This is a genomic window from Plantactinospora sp. KBS50 (assembly GCF_002285795.1).
GTDB lineage: Bacteria > Actinomycetota > Actinomycetes > Mycobacteriales > Micromonosporaceae > KBS50.
This window is the reverse complement of the sequence record NZ_CP022961.1, coordinates 4092202-4105502: the sequence shown is the minus strand read 5'-3', so window position 1 is coordinate 4105502 and position 13301 is coordinate 4092202. Positions and strand designations below refer to the sequence as shown.

The window sequence follows — 13301 nt, the reverse complement described above, 5'->3', positions numbered from 1 at the left end:
GCCGGCGTGTTGACAGGTCTCGGCGGAGCGGCGTATGAACATGATGTCATATTCATGTTAGCGATCGGGGGACACCGTGGGCGCACGTGACGAGATGCGGGCCCTCATCGACGAGGTCGAGGCGCTGCGCGTCCGCAACGCCGGACGCGCCGCGGCGGCCGGCCCCGGCGCGCCCGGCCGGCTGCACGCCCGCAACCGGGTCTCGGCGCTGCTCGACGAGGGCCGCCTGTACGAGGTCGGCACCTTCGTCACCCCCGAGGACGACCCGTACGACCCGGCGGGCCGGGCGCCGGCCGACGGCGTGCTCACCGGCACCGGGCGCGTCGACGGCCGGCCCGTCTCGGTCGTGGCCAGCGACTTCTCGGTCATGGGCGGAAGCATGGGGACCGCCGGTGGCCGCAAGATCGAGCACCAGGCGCAGACCGCCCTGCGGGAGGGACATCCGCTGGTGATGCTGCTGGAAAGCGGTGGGCACCGGATCCAGGAGGCGCTGGACTCCCGACACTTCGCGTTCGGCGGCGACGTCGCGTTCCAGCTCCGCACGTTGTGCTCGCTGTCCGGCTGGGCGCCGATGGTGGCGCTGATCCTCGGCTCGAACTTCGCCGGCCCGTCCAACTACGCGGCCTTTGCCGACATCGTCATCATGGTCCGCGACTCGGCCATGGGCATCGCCGGCCCGGCGCTTGTGCGGCTGGCCACCGGCGAGGAACTGACCAAGGAGGACCTCGGCGCGCCGGAGTTCCAGGCCGACCAACTCGGCATGGCCGACTTCGTCTGCGAGACCGAGGAGGAGGCCATCGAGTTGGCCCGCACCGTGCTGTCGTACCTGCCGCAGAACGCGGGCGCGGCGCCACCGGTCGTGCGGTCGCGGGAGCCGTCCACCGCGGACCGCCTGCTCGACCTGGTGCCGACGAGCCTGCGGCAGGCGTACGACATGCGTCGGGTGCTGCGCGCCATCGTCGACGAGGACTCGTTCCTGGAGGTCCGCCGGAACCACGCCCGCAACCTGCTGACCGGCTTCGCCCGGCTCGACGGCCGTCCGGTCGGCGTCATCGCCAACCAGCCGATGCAGATGGCGGGTTGCCTCACCGCCGACGCCTGCGAGAAGGGCGCGCACTTCGTCTCGATGTGTGACGCGTACGGGATCCCGCTGCTCTACTTCATCGACACCCCCGGGCTGCTGGTCGGGCTGAGCGCCGAACGCACCGGGCTGCTGCGGCGGAGCGCGAAAATGATCTTCGCACTCGGGCAGGCGACCGTCCCGCGGTTCAGCGTGATCGTGCGCAAGGCGTACGGGATCGCCTACCAGACCATGTCCGGCGGCCGCGACTTCGGCAACGACCTTTCCCTGCTGTGGCCGACCGCCGAGGTCTGCGGCATGCAGATCGAGGGCGCGGTGGACATCGTGCACCGGCGGGAGATCGACGCCGCCGAGGACCCGGAAGCCAGACGGGCCGAGATCATCGCGGAGTACCGGGCCCGGGTCGGACCGGTGCAGGCCGCCGGCGGGTTCGGCGTCGACGAGCTGATCGACCCGCGGGACACCCGTGGCCGGCTGATCGAGGCGATGTCCCGGGCCCGGGAACGCGACCTGCACGAGCCGCCCCGCCGACACGCGATCGCACCGATCTGAGGGGAAGCGATGAGCCTTTCGGAGCACGTCTACGACGCCATCGACCCGGACCTGCGGGACCGGCTGTCCCGCTGGCTGGACCGCGAGCCGGCCCACTTCATCGGCGGTGCCCGGGTCCCGGCCCGGGCCGGCCGTACGCTGCCCGTGATCGATCCGGGCACCGGCGGGGTGGTCGGGTCGATCGCGGCCGGCGACCGCGACGACGTGGCCGTCGCGGTGGCCGACGCGCACGCGGCGTTCGAGAGGTGGCGCCGGCTGCGCCCGAGCAAGCGGGCCGAGCTGCTGATGCAGGCGGCGGTGACGCTGCGCGCGAACATCGCCGAGATCGCCACGCTGGAATCGATCGACACCGGCAAGCCGCTGACCGACGCCTCCGGGGAGGCCTGGTGGACCTCGGACGCGTTCCGCTACTTCGCCGGCCTGGCCAACCTGGTCGACGGGCGCACCACGCGACCGCACCCGGGCGTGCTCGCCGCGTCGGTGCGCGAGCCGCTCGGCGTCTGCGCCGCCATCACCGCCTGGAACTTCCCGACGATCCTGGTCGGCTTCAAGGCCGCGCCGGCGCTGTCCTGCGGAAACGCCGTCGTGCTGAAGCCGTCCGAGCACGCCTCGCTGGCCACGCTGCGCATCGCCGAACTCCTCGTCGGGTCGGGGCTGCCCCCGGGCCTGGTCAACGTCGTCACCGGGGTGGGCGACGAGGCCGGCGCGGCACTGGTCGCCGACCGGAACGTCCGGGCGATCACCTTCACCGGCTCCACCGACGTCGGCCGGCGCATCGGCCGGGACGGTGGCGCCCGGCTGGTGCCGGTCGGTCTGGAGCTGGGCGGGAAGTCCCCGCAGGTCGTCTTCCCGGACACCGACCTCGCGGCGGCGGCACCGGCGCTGTTCCGCGGCATCTATCAGAACGCCGGCCAGATGTGCGCTGCGGGCAGCCGGATCGTGGTGCACCGCTCCATCGCGAAGGACCTGGCCAACCGCCTGGTGGAGCTGGCCGGCACGGTGACCGTCGGGCACGGGCTGGCCCCCGGCTCGACGTTCGGACCGCTGATCACCGAGCGGCAGTTCGACCGGGTCCGCGGCTACGTGGACCGGGCGGTGGCCGACGGCGGCACGGTGCTGACCGGCGGCTCCCGCGCGCGGACCTCGTACGACGGTTACTTCTTCGAACCGACCGTGCTGTCCGGGCTCGACGCCGGACATCCCGCCGTACGCGAGGAGATCTTCGGGCCGGTCGTCGTGTTGCAGGAGTTCGACGACCGGGACGAGGCGGTGCGGTTGGCCAACGAGACGCCCTACGGCCTCGCCGCGGGGGTCTGGAGCGGCGACACCGAGACCGCCCTGGCCGTCGCCCAGCAGGTCTCGGCCGGCAACGTCTGGGTCAACGGGTACGGCATCGTGCACCCGGCGGTGCCCTTCGGCGGGTTCCGGGACTCCGGCGTCGGCCGCGACCTCGGACCACATCACCTCGACTTCTACACCGAGGAGAAGACCATCTGGCTCGGGCTGAACGGGCGGTCGATCTGATGGGCGCCGCGCGGCTGAGCCCCAGCCGGTACTTCGACGAGTTCGAGGTCGGCATGGTGATCGAGCATGAGCAGTCCCGGACCGTCTACCCCGCCGACGCCGCCGGGTTCAGCGCCATGTTCCACCACCACAACCCGATCTACCTGGACGCCGACCGGGCCGTCGAGGCCGGGCACGCCGACCTGGTGGTCAATCCGCTGTACGTGTTCAACCTCGTGCTCGGGCTGAGCGTGCGCGAGCTGACCGAGAGCGCCGGACCCTTCCTGGGCGCGGATCGCATCGAGTTCCTCGCTCCGGTGCATCCCGGAATGAGCGTCCGCGCCCGATCGACGGTCCGGGATCGGCGCCTCTCGGCCAGCCGGCCCGGCTGGGGCATCGTCACCTGGGAGACCGTCGGCTGGGTCCCCGGCCCGGTGGGCGCGGTGATCCGGTACGACCGGTCGAACCTTGTGCCGTTGAGCAGCACCGGGGGGATCGCGTGAGACCGTCCGAGATCGCCGCCGGCGCGGTGCTGACCCACCCGTACTCCCGCACGGTCACCGACGCGGACAACATGCTGGCCACGCTGGGCTCGTTGAACACGGCGCAGGTCCACTTCAACGTGGAGGCGGCCCGGCGGCTGCTGGACGGCGCCTTCACCGAGCGGATCGTGGTGGGCGGCTGTGTGCTGGCCATCGTCACCGGTCTGGCGACGGCCGGCTGGGGCAGCGCCGAGCTGACCGAGGCGGGCATCGAGGACCTGCGGTTCCGCACCCCGGTGTACGCCGGGGACACGCTGACCGCCAGCAGCGAGGTGCTGGACGTCTCGCCCGGTGCCGGCGGCACGGTCCTGGTGCGTACCCGGCTGACCGGGACCAACCAGCGCGGCGACGTCGTGGCGTCGCTGCACCGCACGTTCCGGGTGCGGCCATGAGGACGGAGGCCGCCGTCGTGACGGCACCTGGAGCCCCGTTCCTGCCGCGGGAGGTCACCCTGCCGGCGCCCGGCCCGCGGGAGGTGGTCGTCGCGCTCGTCGGGGTCGGCATGTGCCACACGGATCTCGCGGTGCGGGACGGCACGCTGTACGAGACGCCGTTCCCCATCGTCTGCGGTCACGAGGGCGCCGGCGTCGTCGAGCGGGTCGGCGCGCAGGTGACCGCGCTGGCCCCGGGCGACCAGGTCATCCTCTCCTTCCGGTTCTGCGGCGACTGTCCGCAGTGCATCGCGGGCAACGTCGGCTACTGCACCCGCAGCCTGCGGCTCAACTACGGCTCCGGCGGGGGCACGGGCGAGCCGGTCGGGACGCTCGACGACGGCGGCGAGGTGTACACCCGGTTCTTCGGCCAGTCCAGCTTCGCGCGGCACGCGATCGTGCACGAGAGCGGCGCGGTGCCGGTCGACGTGGGGGAGGACCTGGCCTGGCTCGGCGCGCTCGGATGCAGCGTCCAGGCCGGCGCGGGCGCGGTGATCAACGTGGCCCGGCCGCGACCCGGCGACTCCGCCGTCGTCTACGGCGCCGGCGCGGTCGGACTGAGCGCGATCGCGGTGGCCCGGCTGGCCGGCTGCGACCCGGTCATCGCGGTGGACCGCGACCCCGCCCGCCGCCAACGGGCGACCGACCTCGGCGCGCACGCCGCGCTGGACGCGGACGGCTCGACGGTCAGGCAGATCCGCCGGGCCACCGGCGGAGGCGCCACGTTCGTCTTCGACTGCACCGGCGTGCCGGCCGTCCTTCCGGACGCCGTGCGCGCCCTCGACCGCCTCGGCACGTGCGTGGTCGTCGGCGCCGTCCCGCCGCGCTCGCAGACGCTGCTGGACGCGTCCCAGTTGCTGTCCGGGCGCACCATCCGGGGCACCACCGCCGGAGACAGCAACCCGCGCCTGTTCATTCCCCGCCTGGTCCGGCTGTGGCGCTCCGGCGGCCTGCCCGTTGCGGAACTGGCCACGCCGTTCGCGTTTCCCCGCTTCGAGGAGGCGGCCGCGGCGATGCGGGCGGGAACGGTGGTCAAGCCGGTGGTGACCCTGTGACCCCGTTCGAGACCGACGGCCGCACGGTCACCGAGGCCGACATCGTGAACTTCGCCGGGTTCAGCGGAGACTTCGGCCCGTACCACCTGGACCACACCGCGGCCGGCGCCGGCCTGTTCGGCGCGCCGGTGCTGCACGGGCTGGGGACGCTGGCGATCTGCAGCGGGCTGCTGGTGCAGTCCAGGTACCTGCGCTCCAACGGTTCCGACCCGATCGCCTTCCTCGGCGTCGACGTCAGGATGGCCCGCCCCACGCTGGTCGGCGACACGGTCCGGGTCCGCGTCGCGGACGTGGCGCAGCGCCCCTCGGCCAGCCGGCCCGGCTGCTACGTGTGCCTGCTGCACCTGGAGTGCGTCGATCAGCGGTCCGCTGTGAAGCTCGTGGTCAACTGGGCCAGTCTTCAGCGTGGAGCACTGCTGCCACTCCAGCCCGGCAGCGCGGAAGGGACATCCCATGGTTGACAAGCGCGGCACGAGGACCGACTCGTCCAGGCCGGTTCCGGAGACCGGCGGCGACCTCGTGCCGAAGACCCCCGGGGACACCGGATGAAGGCGAGCCTGCTGGGCGCGGCGCGGACCGTGTTCGCCCGGGACGGGTTCGCGGGTTCGCGGGTCGCCGACATCGTCGAGGAGGCCGGCGCGTCGAACGGCACCTTCTACCGCTACTTCGACGACAAGCGGCAGATGCTGATGGCGCTGCTGGAACAACTGCTGGACGACTTCTACGTGCTGGCCCGCTCGCCCTGGGATCCGAGCGACCCGAAGCGGTCCATGTACCTGACCACCAAGCGCTATCTCGAGCTGTACCAGGACGGCAGCGACCTGATGGCGCTGCTGGTCGAGGTCTCGCAGACCGACGCGGAGGTCCGGGAACTGTGGAACCAGGCCAGGGGGCGCTTCTTCAAGCGGATCACCGGCGCGCTGGAACGCGGGCAACAGGGCGGCGTCGTGCGGGCCGACATCGACATCGACCTCTCGGCGTCGCTGCTGGGCGCGATGACCGAGCAGTTCGCGTACATGAGCTTCGTGCTGCACGTGGAGCCGAAACGATCAATCGAAGACGTGAGCAATGCGATCGTCGACCTCTGGGCGCGGTCCGTGCTGGCGGAAACCTGATTGGGAGCAGCCATGACCGACGCGCCGATCGCCCTGCCCACGCTGGTCGCCCAGCGGGCAGCGGAGTGCCCCGAGCGGGTCTTCGTCATCGACGCGGTGGCCGACCGCGAGGTCACCTACGGCGAGATCCACGAACGCGCCCGGCGCTGGGCGGCGGCGTTGGCGGCGCTCGGGGTGCGCCCCGGCGACCCGGTGGCCACCATGCTGCTGAACGAGCCGGAGAGCGTGGCGATCTGGCTGGGCATCGGCTACCTCGGCGCGGTGGAGGTGCCGGGCAACGTCGACTACCGCGGTTCGCTGCTGCGGCACTACCTGACCACGTCCCGGGCCGCGGTCGCGGTGGTGCACGCCTCCTGCGCGGCCCGGATCACCGAGCTGACCGGGCCGGGCGGGGCGCTCCGCACGGTCGTGGTCGGCCCCGCCGGCGCGGCCGACCCGCTGCCCGAACTGCGGACCCCGGCCCCGACGGACCCGGTCCCGCCGAACCGGCTCTCCGGAACCGCCTCGGTGATGTTCACCTCCGGCACGACCGGCCCGTCCAAGGGGTGATCATCTCCTGGATGCAGCTGCACGAGACCGCGATCGGCTGGATGCCGACCGGTGGCAGCGCCGCGGACGGGCGGACGCACAACGACGAGTATCGGGACCTGGACCCGTGCTACTACAGCCCGTACCCGTTCCACCACATGGCCTCCCGCGCGCCGCTGCACCTGATGGCGCTGCTGGGCGGGCGGGTGGTGCTGCGCCCGGCCTTCAAGACCGACCTCTTCTGGCCGGAGGTACGCCGGTACGGCTGCACCTCGACCGAACTGCTGGGCACGATGGCGCTGTTCCTGGTCAACGCCGCGCCGAGCCCGTCGGACCGGGACAACCCGCTGCACAGCGTCCTGGTCGTGCCGCTGGTCACCCGGGTCGCCGAGTTCTGCGAACGCTTCGACGTGCGGGTGTGGACCGTCTACAACATGACCGAGCTCAGCATCCCGCTGGTCAGCGACGGCTTCGACCTGGCCAACGACACCAGTTGCGGCCGGGTGCGGCCCGGCTACCGCGTGCTGCTGGTCGACCGGGACGACGAGCCGGTACCGGTCGGCGAGGTCGGCGAACTGGTGGTGCGCGCCGAACGGCCGTGGGCGCTGATGGCCGGCTACTGGGACATGCCGGAGGCGACGGTCGCCGCGTGGCGCAACCAGTGGCTGCACACCGGCGACGCGTTCCGTCAGGACGAGGACGGGAACTTCTACTTCCTCGACCGGATCAAGGACACCATCCGGCGGCGGGGCGAGAACATCTCGTCGCTCGAACTCGAAGCCGAGGTGCGGGCGGTGGACGGCGTGGCCGACTGCGCCGCGGTGGGGGTTCCCTCCGAGGTCGGCGAGGAGGAGGTCAAGATCGTGGTGGTCCGCCGCGCCGGCGCCGCGATGACCGAGGCCGAACTCCGCAACGAACTGGTCGAGCGGCTGCCGCGCTTCATGGTGCCGAGGTACGTGGAGTGGGTCGACGAGTTGCCGAAGACCCCGACCCAGAAGGTCCGCAAGGGTGCGCTGCGCGAGTCCTGGCGGACGGCCTCCACCTGGGACGCGGCCACGAACCGCCACCTCGGCGTGGACTCGTGACGGGCACCGGGCCGACCGGCGGCGTGCTGTCGGGTCTGCGGGTGATCGAGGTCGCCGGGCTGGGTCCGGGCCCGTTCGCCGCGATGATGCTCTCCGACATGGGCGCCGACGTGCTGCGGGTGGACCGGCCGGACGAGGCGCAGACGGTGGACTACAACAGCGCGGAGGAGTACAACCTGGTCAACCGGGGCCGCTCGTCGGTCCGCGTCGACCTGAAGTCGCCGGCCGGCCGGGCGCTGTTCCTCGAAGCGGTGGCCAGGGCCGACGTCCTGCTTGAGGGGTACCGGCCCGGCGTGATGGAACGCCTCGGCGTCGGACCGCGGGAATGCGCGGCGGTCAACCCGCGCCTGGTGTTCGTGCGGATCACCGGCTGGGGACAACACGGGCCGTTGGCGCGGACCGCCGGCCACGACGCCAACTACGTGGCGCTGTCCGGGTTGCTGGGTCTGCTCGGCCCGCGGGCCGGCCGGCCGGCGATCCCGCTCAACCTGCTCGGCGACTACGCCAGCGGCGCCTTCATGGCCGTGATCGGTGCGCTGGGCGCGCTTGTCGAACGGGCACGTTCCGGCCGCGGCCAGGTGGTCGACACGGCCATCGTGGACGGCGCCGCGCTGCTGACCACCTTCGTGCACGGCCAGCGGCTCGCGGGCCGCTGGGGCGAGCGCGGCACCAACTTCCTCGACGGCGGGGCGCCCTACTACGACATCTACGACACCGCGGACGGCGGCCGGGTCGCCTTCGGCGCCATCGAGGACGGCTTCTTCGCCGAGTTCCTCGCGCTCTCCGGCGCCGATCCGGCGCACTTCGCCGAGCGCCGCGACCCGGCCCGCTGGCCGGCCATGCGCGAGCGGTTGGCCGAGGTGTTCCGCACCCGTACCCGCGACGAGTGGCGGGACCTGTTCGCGCACACCGACGGCTGCGTGACGCCGATCCTGGAGGTCCACGAGGTGTTCGACGAACCGCACCTGTCGGCGCGCGGCGTGCTGGCCGAGTCGTTCGGCCTGCGCCAGCCGCAGCCGGCCCCGCGCTTCTCCCGGACGCCGTCCGAGGTCCGCGGCCTGCCGTGCCTGCCCGGCGACGGCGGCGCGGAACTGCTCAAGCGGTGGGGGATCGGTGCCTGATCCACGCTTCGAGGTCGGCCTGACGCTCCCCTTCGACCTGACCGACTGGACCGCCGCCGCGACGCTCGTCGAGGCGGCCGGCTACGACTACCTGGCCATCGGCGAGCACGTCAGCTTCCACGGCCCGACGGCCAACGCGTTCGTCGTGCTCGCGCACGCGGCCGCGGTGACCAGCCGGGTCAGGCTGCTGAGCGCGGTGACCCTCGCGCCGCTCTATCCGGCCGCGCTGCTGGCGAAGCTGGCCGCGACGACCGACATCGTCTCGGGTGGCCGCTTCGAACTGGGCATCGGGGTGGGCGGGGAGTACCCGCCGGAGTTCGAGGCGGTCGGGGTGCCGACCGCCGAGCGGGGCGCGCGGGCCGACGAGACGCTGCGCGTGGTGCGGGCGCTGTGGTCCGGCCGGCCGGCGTCGCACCGGGGCCGGTTCTGGCGGTTCGACGACATCGCGCTCCGGCCGGCGCCGCCGACGCAACCCGGGCCGCGGATCTGGATCGCGGGCCGGGGCGAGGCGGCCATCCGCCGCGCGGTGCGCTCCGGCGACGTCTGGATGCCGTACATGTACACCCCGACCAACTCGCCAGCGGCGCGGCGGCGATCCGGGCCGGCCTGGAACGCGCCGGGCGCACTCCCGACGCGGTCGTGCCCAGCATCAACTGCTTCCTCACCCTCGACGACGACCCGGATCGGGCCCGGGCGACCGCCTCGGCCAGGGTCGGCGCGACGTACCGGCAGGACTTCACCGGTCACCGCGGGCGCTACCTGATCGCCGGCACCGCCGCCGAGTGCGCGACCCGGCTGCGCGAGTTCGCCGCGGCCGGCGCCCGCTCGGCCATCCTCACCCTGGCGTGCCCCACCGGCCGGTGGGCGGCGATGGCGCGGGCGGTCGCCCGGGACGTCGTCCCGGCCACCCGGGCGGTACGCCGATGACCCCCGCCGCACCGTTGGGAGACGCGGTGAACGAGATCCTCATGCCGGCCGGGGTGCGTGCCCCGTTGCACCGGGTCGCCTGATGCTGCGCCGGCCGTACACGGACGACCACGAGATGTTCCGGGATTCCGTGCGCGAGTTTCTGCGCCGGGAGGTCCGGCCGTTCGTCGGGGACCACCTGACCGACCGGGAGTATCCGCGCACGCTCTGGCGGGCGGCCGGCGCGCAGGGCTTCCTGGGCCTCGAAATTCCGGAGCGGCACGGTGGATCGGCGGCCGGCGACTACCGGTACAACGCCGTCCTCATCGAGGAACTGGCAACCGTCACCATGGCGCTGGCCTCGTCGCTGAGCATTCACTTCGACGTGGTGGCGCCGTACCTTGTCGACCTGACCAGCACCGCGCAGCGCGACCGGTGGCTTCCCGGCGTGGCCAGCGGGGAGGTCGTGCTGGCCATCGGCATGACCGAGCCCTCCGCCGGGACCGACCTCGCCGCACTGCGAACCACGGCGGATCCGCGCGGCGACGCCTGGGTGCTGAACGGCGCGAAGACCTTCATCACCAATGGACACTCGGCCGATCTCGTGCTCGTCGCCGCGCGTACCACCCCGGCGCCCGCGGCAGGGGCATCACGCTGTTCGCCGTCGAACGCGGCACCCCCGGCTTCACCGCCGGGAGCAAGCTCGACAAGGTCGGCCAGCCCGAGGCGGACACCGCCGAGCTGTACCTTGACGAGGTGGTCGTGCCGGGGGACAACGTGATCGGCGAGGTGGACCGCGGCTTCGGTCACATGATGGAGCGGTTGCCGCAGGAACGGCTGGGCGCCGCGGTGGCCAACATCGCCCACGCCCGGCAGATCCTCGACGAGACGATCGCGTACGCCGGGCAGCGGCACGCCTTCGGCAGCCCGATCGGGCGCTTCCAGCACAACAAGTTCCTGCTCGCCGACCTCGTCACCCGCGCCGAGGTCACCCAGACCTACGTCGACCAGTGCGTGCTGGCGCACTCCCGCGGCGAGTTGACCGCGGTCGAGGCGGCGAAGGCGAAATGGTGGTCGGCGCAGACCCAGAACGAGATCCTCGACCACTGCGTCCAACTGCACGGCGGCTACGGCTACATGAACGAGCAGCGGGTCGCCCGCGCCTGGCGGGACGCCCGGGTCACCAAGATCTGGGCGGGTTCCAACGAGATCATGAAGGAGCTGATCGGCCGTGACCTCGGATTCTGAGCGCGCTCGCGGGATGGCGTTCGACCTCGTCGACGGCACCCTGCGTCGCTTCGACGGACGGGTCGCGATCATCACCGGCGCCAGCCGGGGCATCGGCCTGGCGGTTGCGCAGCGTCTGGTGGCCGAGGGCGGCCGGGTCTGCGTCACCGGCCGCCGGGCCGACGCGCTTGAGGCCGCGGTCGGTGGCCTCGGCGGACCGGACGTCGCGCTCGGGGTCGCCGGTGCCGCCGACGACACCGAGCACCAGGACGCCGCGATCAGCGCCGCCATGGACCGGTTCGGCCGCCTCGACGTCCTGGTCAACAACACCGGGATCAATCCGGCGTTCGGCAGCCTGTTCGAGGCAGAGGCGGCGGCCATCCGCAAGATCTTCGAGGTCAACGTGCTGGCCGCGCTGTCCTGGGTGCGGAAGGCGAGCGCGGTGTGGGCATCCGACGCGGCGGTCGTCAACGTCGCCTCGGTGGCCGGGCTGCGACCCGCCGAGGGCATCGGCGCGTACGGGTCGAGCAAGGCCGCGCTCATCCAGCTGACCCGGCAGCTCGCGACCGAGCTGGCGCCGGACGTCCGGGTCAACGCGGTCGCGCCCGCGGTGGTGCGCACGCGGTTCGCCACCCCGCTCTTCGACGGCCGGGAGGACAGGGTCGCGGCGGGGTACCCGCTGGGGCGGCTCGGGCTGCCCGAGGACGTCGCCGCCGCGGTGGCGTTCCTGGCCTCGCGGGACGCGGCCTGGATCACCGGGCAGGTGCTCACCCTCGACGGCGGCCGCACCCTGGGCGGCGGGGTCTGACCAGAGCGCGCCCGCGTACCGGCCGCCGACCGCCGGGGAGACGCCGGTGTGACCCGGAAGACTTTGCTGACACATCAGAGACCGGGCTAACCTTCCTGACGTGTCAGCAAAGTCTTCCGCGGAACAGCGCCGGGTGTGGCAGACCTTCGTCCTGCTCAGCGAGGCCGTCCGCCGCGAGGTCGGCCGCGACCTGGCCGACGGCTCCGGGCTCTCGGAGGCCGACTTCACCGTGCTGGCCGAGTTGGCGCACGCACCCGAGGGCGCGCTGCGGTCCACCCGGTGTGCGCAGGCCCTGGACTGGGAATCCGGCCGACTGTCGCATCAACTGCGCAGGCTGGAGCAACGGGGGCTGATCACCCGGGCGCGCGGAGCGGCGGGCGACGGTCGGGCCGCCGTGGTGGCCATCACCGACAGCGGGCGCGACGCGTACCGGCGGGCCCTCGGGCCGCACCTGCGCTCGGCGCAGTACTGGTTCCTGGACGGGATCGAGCCGGACCGGCTCGCCGAGTTCGGGTTGACCCTTGCCGCGTTGCTGCGGCACGTGCACGAGCGAGCCGCCCTGCGCGACCCGGACAAGGGGGAGTCCACGCCATGACCGCTGCAACGATGCCCAACTGGGCGAGGAGCGACACCGACCTGTCCGGCTCCACGGTGCTGGTGATCGGCGGCGCCGGCGGCGTCGGGGAGGGCGTCACTTGCGCGCTGCTGGACGCGGGGGCCACGGTCGTCGCGACCGGGCGTACCCGGGCCAGGCTGGACGCCCTGGCGGACCGGACGGCCTCGCCCCGGCTCGCCACGGCCACGCTCGACCTGCTCGATCCGGCCCTGCCCGACGCCGTCGCGGCGCTGGTGCGCCGGCACGGCCCGCCGGACGCTGCGGTGCTCAGCGTGGCGGACTGGGGCGGGCAGGGCCGCAAGCGGCTCGTCGACCTGACCGACCAGGAGTGGGCGGCGCTGGTCGCGCAGAACCAGACGAGCATCTTCCGGGCGTACCGCGCCCTGGTCCCGGCCGTCTCCCCGGGCGGCATGATCGCCCAGCTCAACGGCCTCAGCGCCGACCTGCCCTTTCCCGGCGCCGGCGGGGTGGCGCTGACCGCCGCGGCCACCAGGTCCATGACCCGCACCATCGCGGAGGAGGTGCGCGGCGACGGGCCGCGGATCTACGAGATCGTGCTCGGCGTCATCCGCCCCCGGCCGCGGCGACTCGCCGGGGTCGACGACCCCGGTTGGATTCCGGCCGCGCACGTCGGGACGCACGTCGCCGAACTCGTCGCCGGGTCGAGCCCGCTCACCGATTCGACGTTGCAGTACCTGGTCGACGTGGCCGAGGGCCCGCGGGCCGGCTGA

At 73.0% G+C, this 13301-nt stretch carries 16 protein-coding genes; all 16 read left to right on the top strand.

Annotated features, from left to right (window positions below; all coding sequences use genetic code 11):
- Nucleotides 1-76 precede the first annotated feature (76 nt).
- The 16 genes from CIK06_RS17840 (at nucleotide 77) to CIK06_RS17770 (ending at nucleotide 13301) form a co-directional block, all read left to right on the top strand.
- Nucleotides 77-1633, top strand: coding sequence for an acyl-CoA carboxylase subunit beta (locus CIK06_RS17840; protein WP_198347919.1), 1557 nt, complete (start codon nucleotides 77-79; stop codon nucleotides 1631-1633).
- Nucleotides 1634-1642: 9 nt separating this feature from the next.
- Nucleotides 1643-3157: an aldehyde dehydrogenase gene (locus tag CIK06_RS17835; RefSeq protein ID WP_095565788.1), complete on the top strand. Its 1515-nt coding sequence runs from the start codon at nucleotides 1643-1645 to the stop codon at nucleotides 3155-3157.
- Complete coding sequence (locus tag CIK06_RS17830) at nucleotides 3157-3639, top strand: MaoC family dehydratase (protein WP_095565787.1); 483 nt, start codon at nucleotides 3157-3159, stop codon at nucleotides 3637-3639. Before CIK06_RS17835 ends, CIK06_RS17830 begins: the two co-directional genes overlap by 1 nt.
- On the top strand, nucleotides 3636-4070 hold the full coding sequence (locus CIK06_RS17825; RefSeq protein WP_157756823.1) for a MaoC/PaaZ C-terminal domain-containing protein: 435 nt from the start codon (nucleotides 3636-3638) through the stop codon (nucleotides 4068-4070). The genes CIK06_RS17830 and CIK06_RS17825 overlap by 4 nt, the downstream gene beginning before the upstream one ends.
- Nucleotides 4067-5164: an NAD(P)-dependent alcohol dehydrogenase gene (locus CIK06_RS17820; RefSeq protein WP_095565785.1), complete on the top strand. Its 1098-nt coding sequence runs from the start codon at nucleotides 4067-4069 to the stop codon at nucleotides 5162-5164. The genes CIK06_RS17825 and CIK06_RS17820 overlap by 4 nt, the downstream gene beginning before the upstream one ends.
- A complete protein-coding gene (locus CIK06_RS17815; protein WP_157756822.1) occupies nucleotides 5161-5625 on the top strand; it encodes a MaoC/PaaZ C-terminal domain-containing protein in 465 nt (154 codons plus the stop codon). The genes CIK06_RS17820 and CIK06_RS17815 overlap by 4 nt, the downstream gene beginning before the upstream one ends.
- Before the next feature lie 84 nt (nucleotides 5626-5709).
- A complete protein-coding gene (locus tag CIK06_RS17810) occupies nucleotides 5710-6279 on the top strand; it encodes a TetR/AcrR family transcriptional regulator (protein ID WP_095565783.1) in 570 nt (189 codons plus the stop codon).
- Nucleotides 6280-6291: 12 nt separating this feature from the next.
- On the top strand, nucleotides 6292-6828 hold the full coding sequence (locus CIK06_RS31930; protein ID WP_095565782.1) for an AMP-binding protein: 537 nt from the start codon (nucleotides 6292-6294) through the stop codon (nucleotides 6826-6828).
- 11 nt (nucleotides 6829-6839) lie between these two features.
- Nucleotides 6840-7892, top strand: coding sequence for an AMP-binding protein (locus tag CIK06_RS31925; RefSeq protein ID WP_157756821.1), 1053 nt, complete (start codon nucleotides 6840-6842; stop codon nucleotides 7890-7892).
- Nucleotides 7889-9013, top strand: coding sequence for a CaiB/BaiF CoA-transferase family protein (locus CIK06_RS17795; protein ID WP_198347918.1), 1125 nt, complete (start codon nucleotides 7889-7891; stop codon nucleotides 9011-9013). The genes CIK06_RS31925 and CIK06_RS17795 overlap by 4 nt, the downstream gene beginning before the upstream one ends.
- Nucleotides 9006-9776, top strand: a complete 771-nt coding sequence (locus tag CIK06_RS17790; protein WP_095565780.1) for an LLM class flavin-dependent oxidoreductase — start codon at nucleotides 9006-9008, stop codon at nucleotides 9774-9776. The genes CIK06_RS17795 and CIK06_RS17790 overlap by 8 nt, the downstream gene beginning before the upstream one ends.
- Nucleotides 9777-10022: 246 nt before the next feature.
- Complete coding sequence (locus CIK06_RS31255) at nucleotides 10023-10700, top strand: acyl-CoA dehydrogenase family protein (protein ID WP_232533697.1); 678 nt, start codon at nucleotides 10023-10025, stop codon at nucleotides 10698-10700.
- A complete protein-coding gene (locus CIK06_RS31250; protein ID WP_232533696.1) occupies nucleotides 10676-11167 on the top strand; it encodes an acyl-CoA dehydrogenase family protein in 492 nt (163 codons plus the stop codon). The genes CIK06_RS31255 and CIK06_RS31250 overlap by 25 nt, the downstream gene beginning before the upstream one ends.
- Nucleotides 11151-11954 carry an SDR family oxidoreductase gene (locus CIK06_RS17780; protein ID WP_232533695.1) on the top strand — a complete coding sequence of 268 codons (804 nt, stop codon included), beginning with the start codon at nucleotides 11151-11153 and terminating at the stop codon, nucleotides 11952-11954. The genes CIK06_RS31250 and CIK06_RS17780 overlap by 17 nt, the downstream gene beginning before the upstream one ends.
- A 100-nt stretch (nucleotides 11955-12054) precedes the next feature.
- Nucleotides 12055-12549 (top strand): MarR family winged helix-turn-helix transcriptional regulator, encoded by a 495-nt coding sequence (locus CIK06_RS17775; protein WP_157756820.1) that lies wholly within the window; start codon nucleotides 12055-12057, stop codon nucleotides 12547-12549.
- Entirely contained in the window at nucleotides 12546-13301 is a 756-nt protein-coding gene (locus tag CIK06_RS17770) for an SDR family oxidoreductase (protein WP_095565777.1), read from the top strand. The genes CIK06_RS17775 and CIK06_RS17770 overlap by 4 nt, the downstream gene beginning before the upstream one ends.

What these genes read in the sequence shown, in the direction of transcription:
- CIK06_RS17835 (WP_095565788.1), top strand. Translation starts at nt 1,643, where the DNA reads ATGAGCCTTTCGGAGCACGTCTACGACGCCATCGACCCGGACCTGCGG.
- CIK06_RS17830 (WP_095565787.1), top strand. Translation starts at nt 3,157, where the DNA reads ATGGGCGCCGCGCGGCTGAGCCCCAGCCGGTACTTCGACGAGTTCGAG.
- CIK06_RS17820 (WP_095565785.1), top strand. Translation starts at nt 4,067, where the DNA reads ATGAGGACGGAGGCCGCCGTCGTGACGGCACCTGGAGCCCCGTTCCTG.
- CIK06_RS17810 (WP_095565783.1), top strand. Translation starts at nt 5,710, where the DNA reads ATGAAGGCGAGCCTGCTGGGCGCGGCGCGGACCGTGTTCGCCCGGGAC.
- CIK06_RS31930 (WP_095565782.1), top strand. Translation starts at nt 6,292, where the DNA reads ATGACCGACGCGCCGATCGCCCTGCCCACGCTGGTCGCCCAGCGGGCA.
- CIK06_RS31925 (WP_157756821.1), top strand. Translation starts at nt 6,840, where the DNA reads ATGCAGCTGCACGAGACCGCGATCGGCTGGATGCCGACCGGTGGCAGC.
- CIK06_RS31255 (WP_232533697.1), top strand. Translation starts at nt 10,023, where the DNA reads ATGCTGCGCCGGCCGTACACGGACGACCACGAGATGTTCCGGGATTCC.
- CIK06_RS17770 (WP_095565777.1), top strand. Translation starts at nt 12,546, where the DNA reads ATGACCGCTGCAACGATGCCCAACTGGGCGAGGAGCGACACCGACCTG.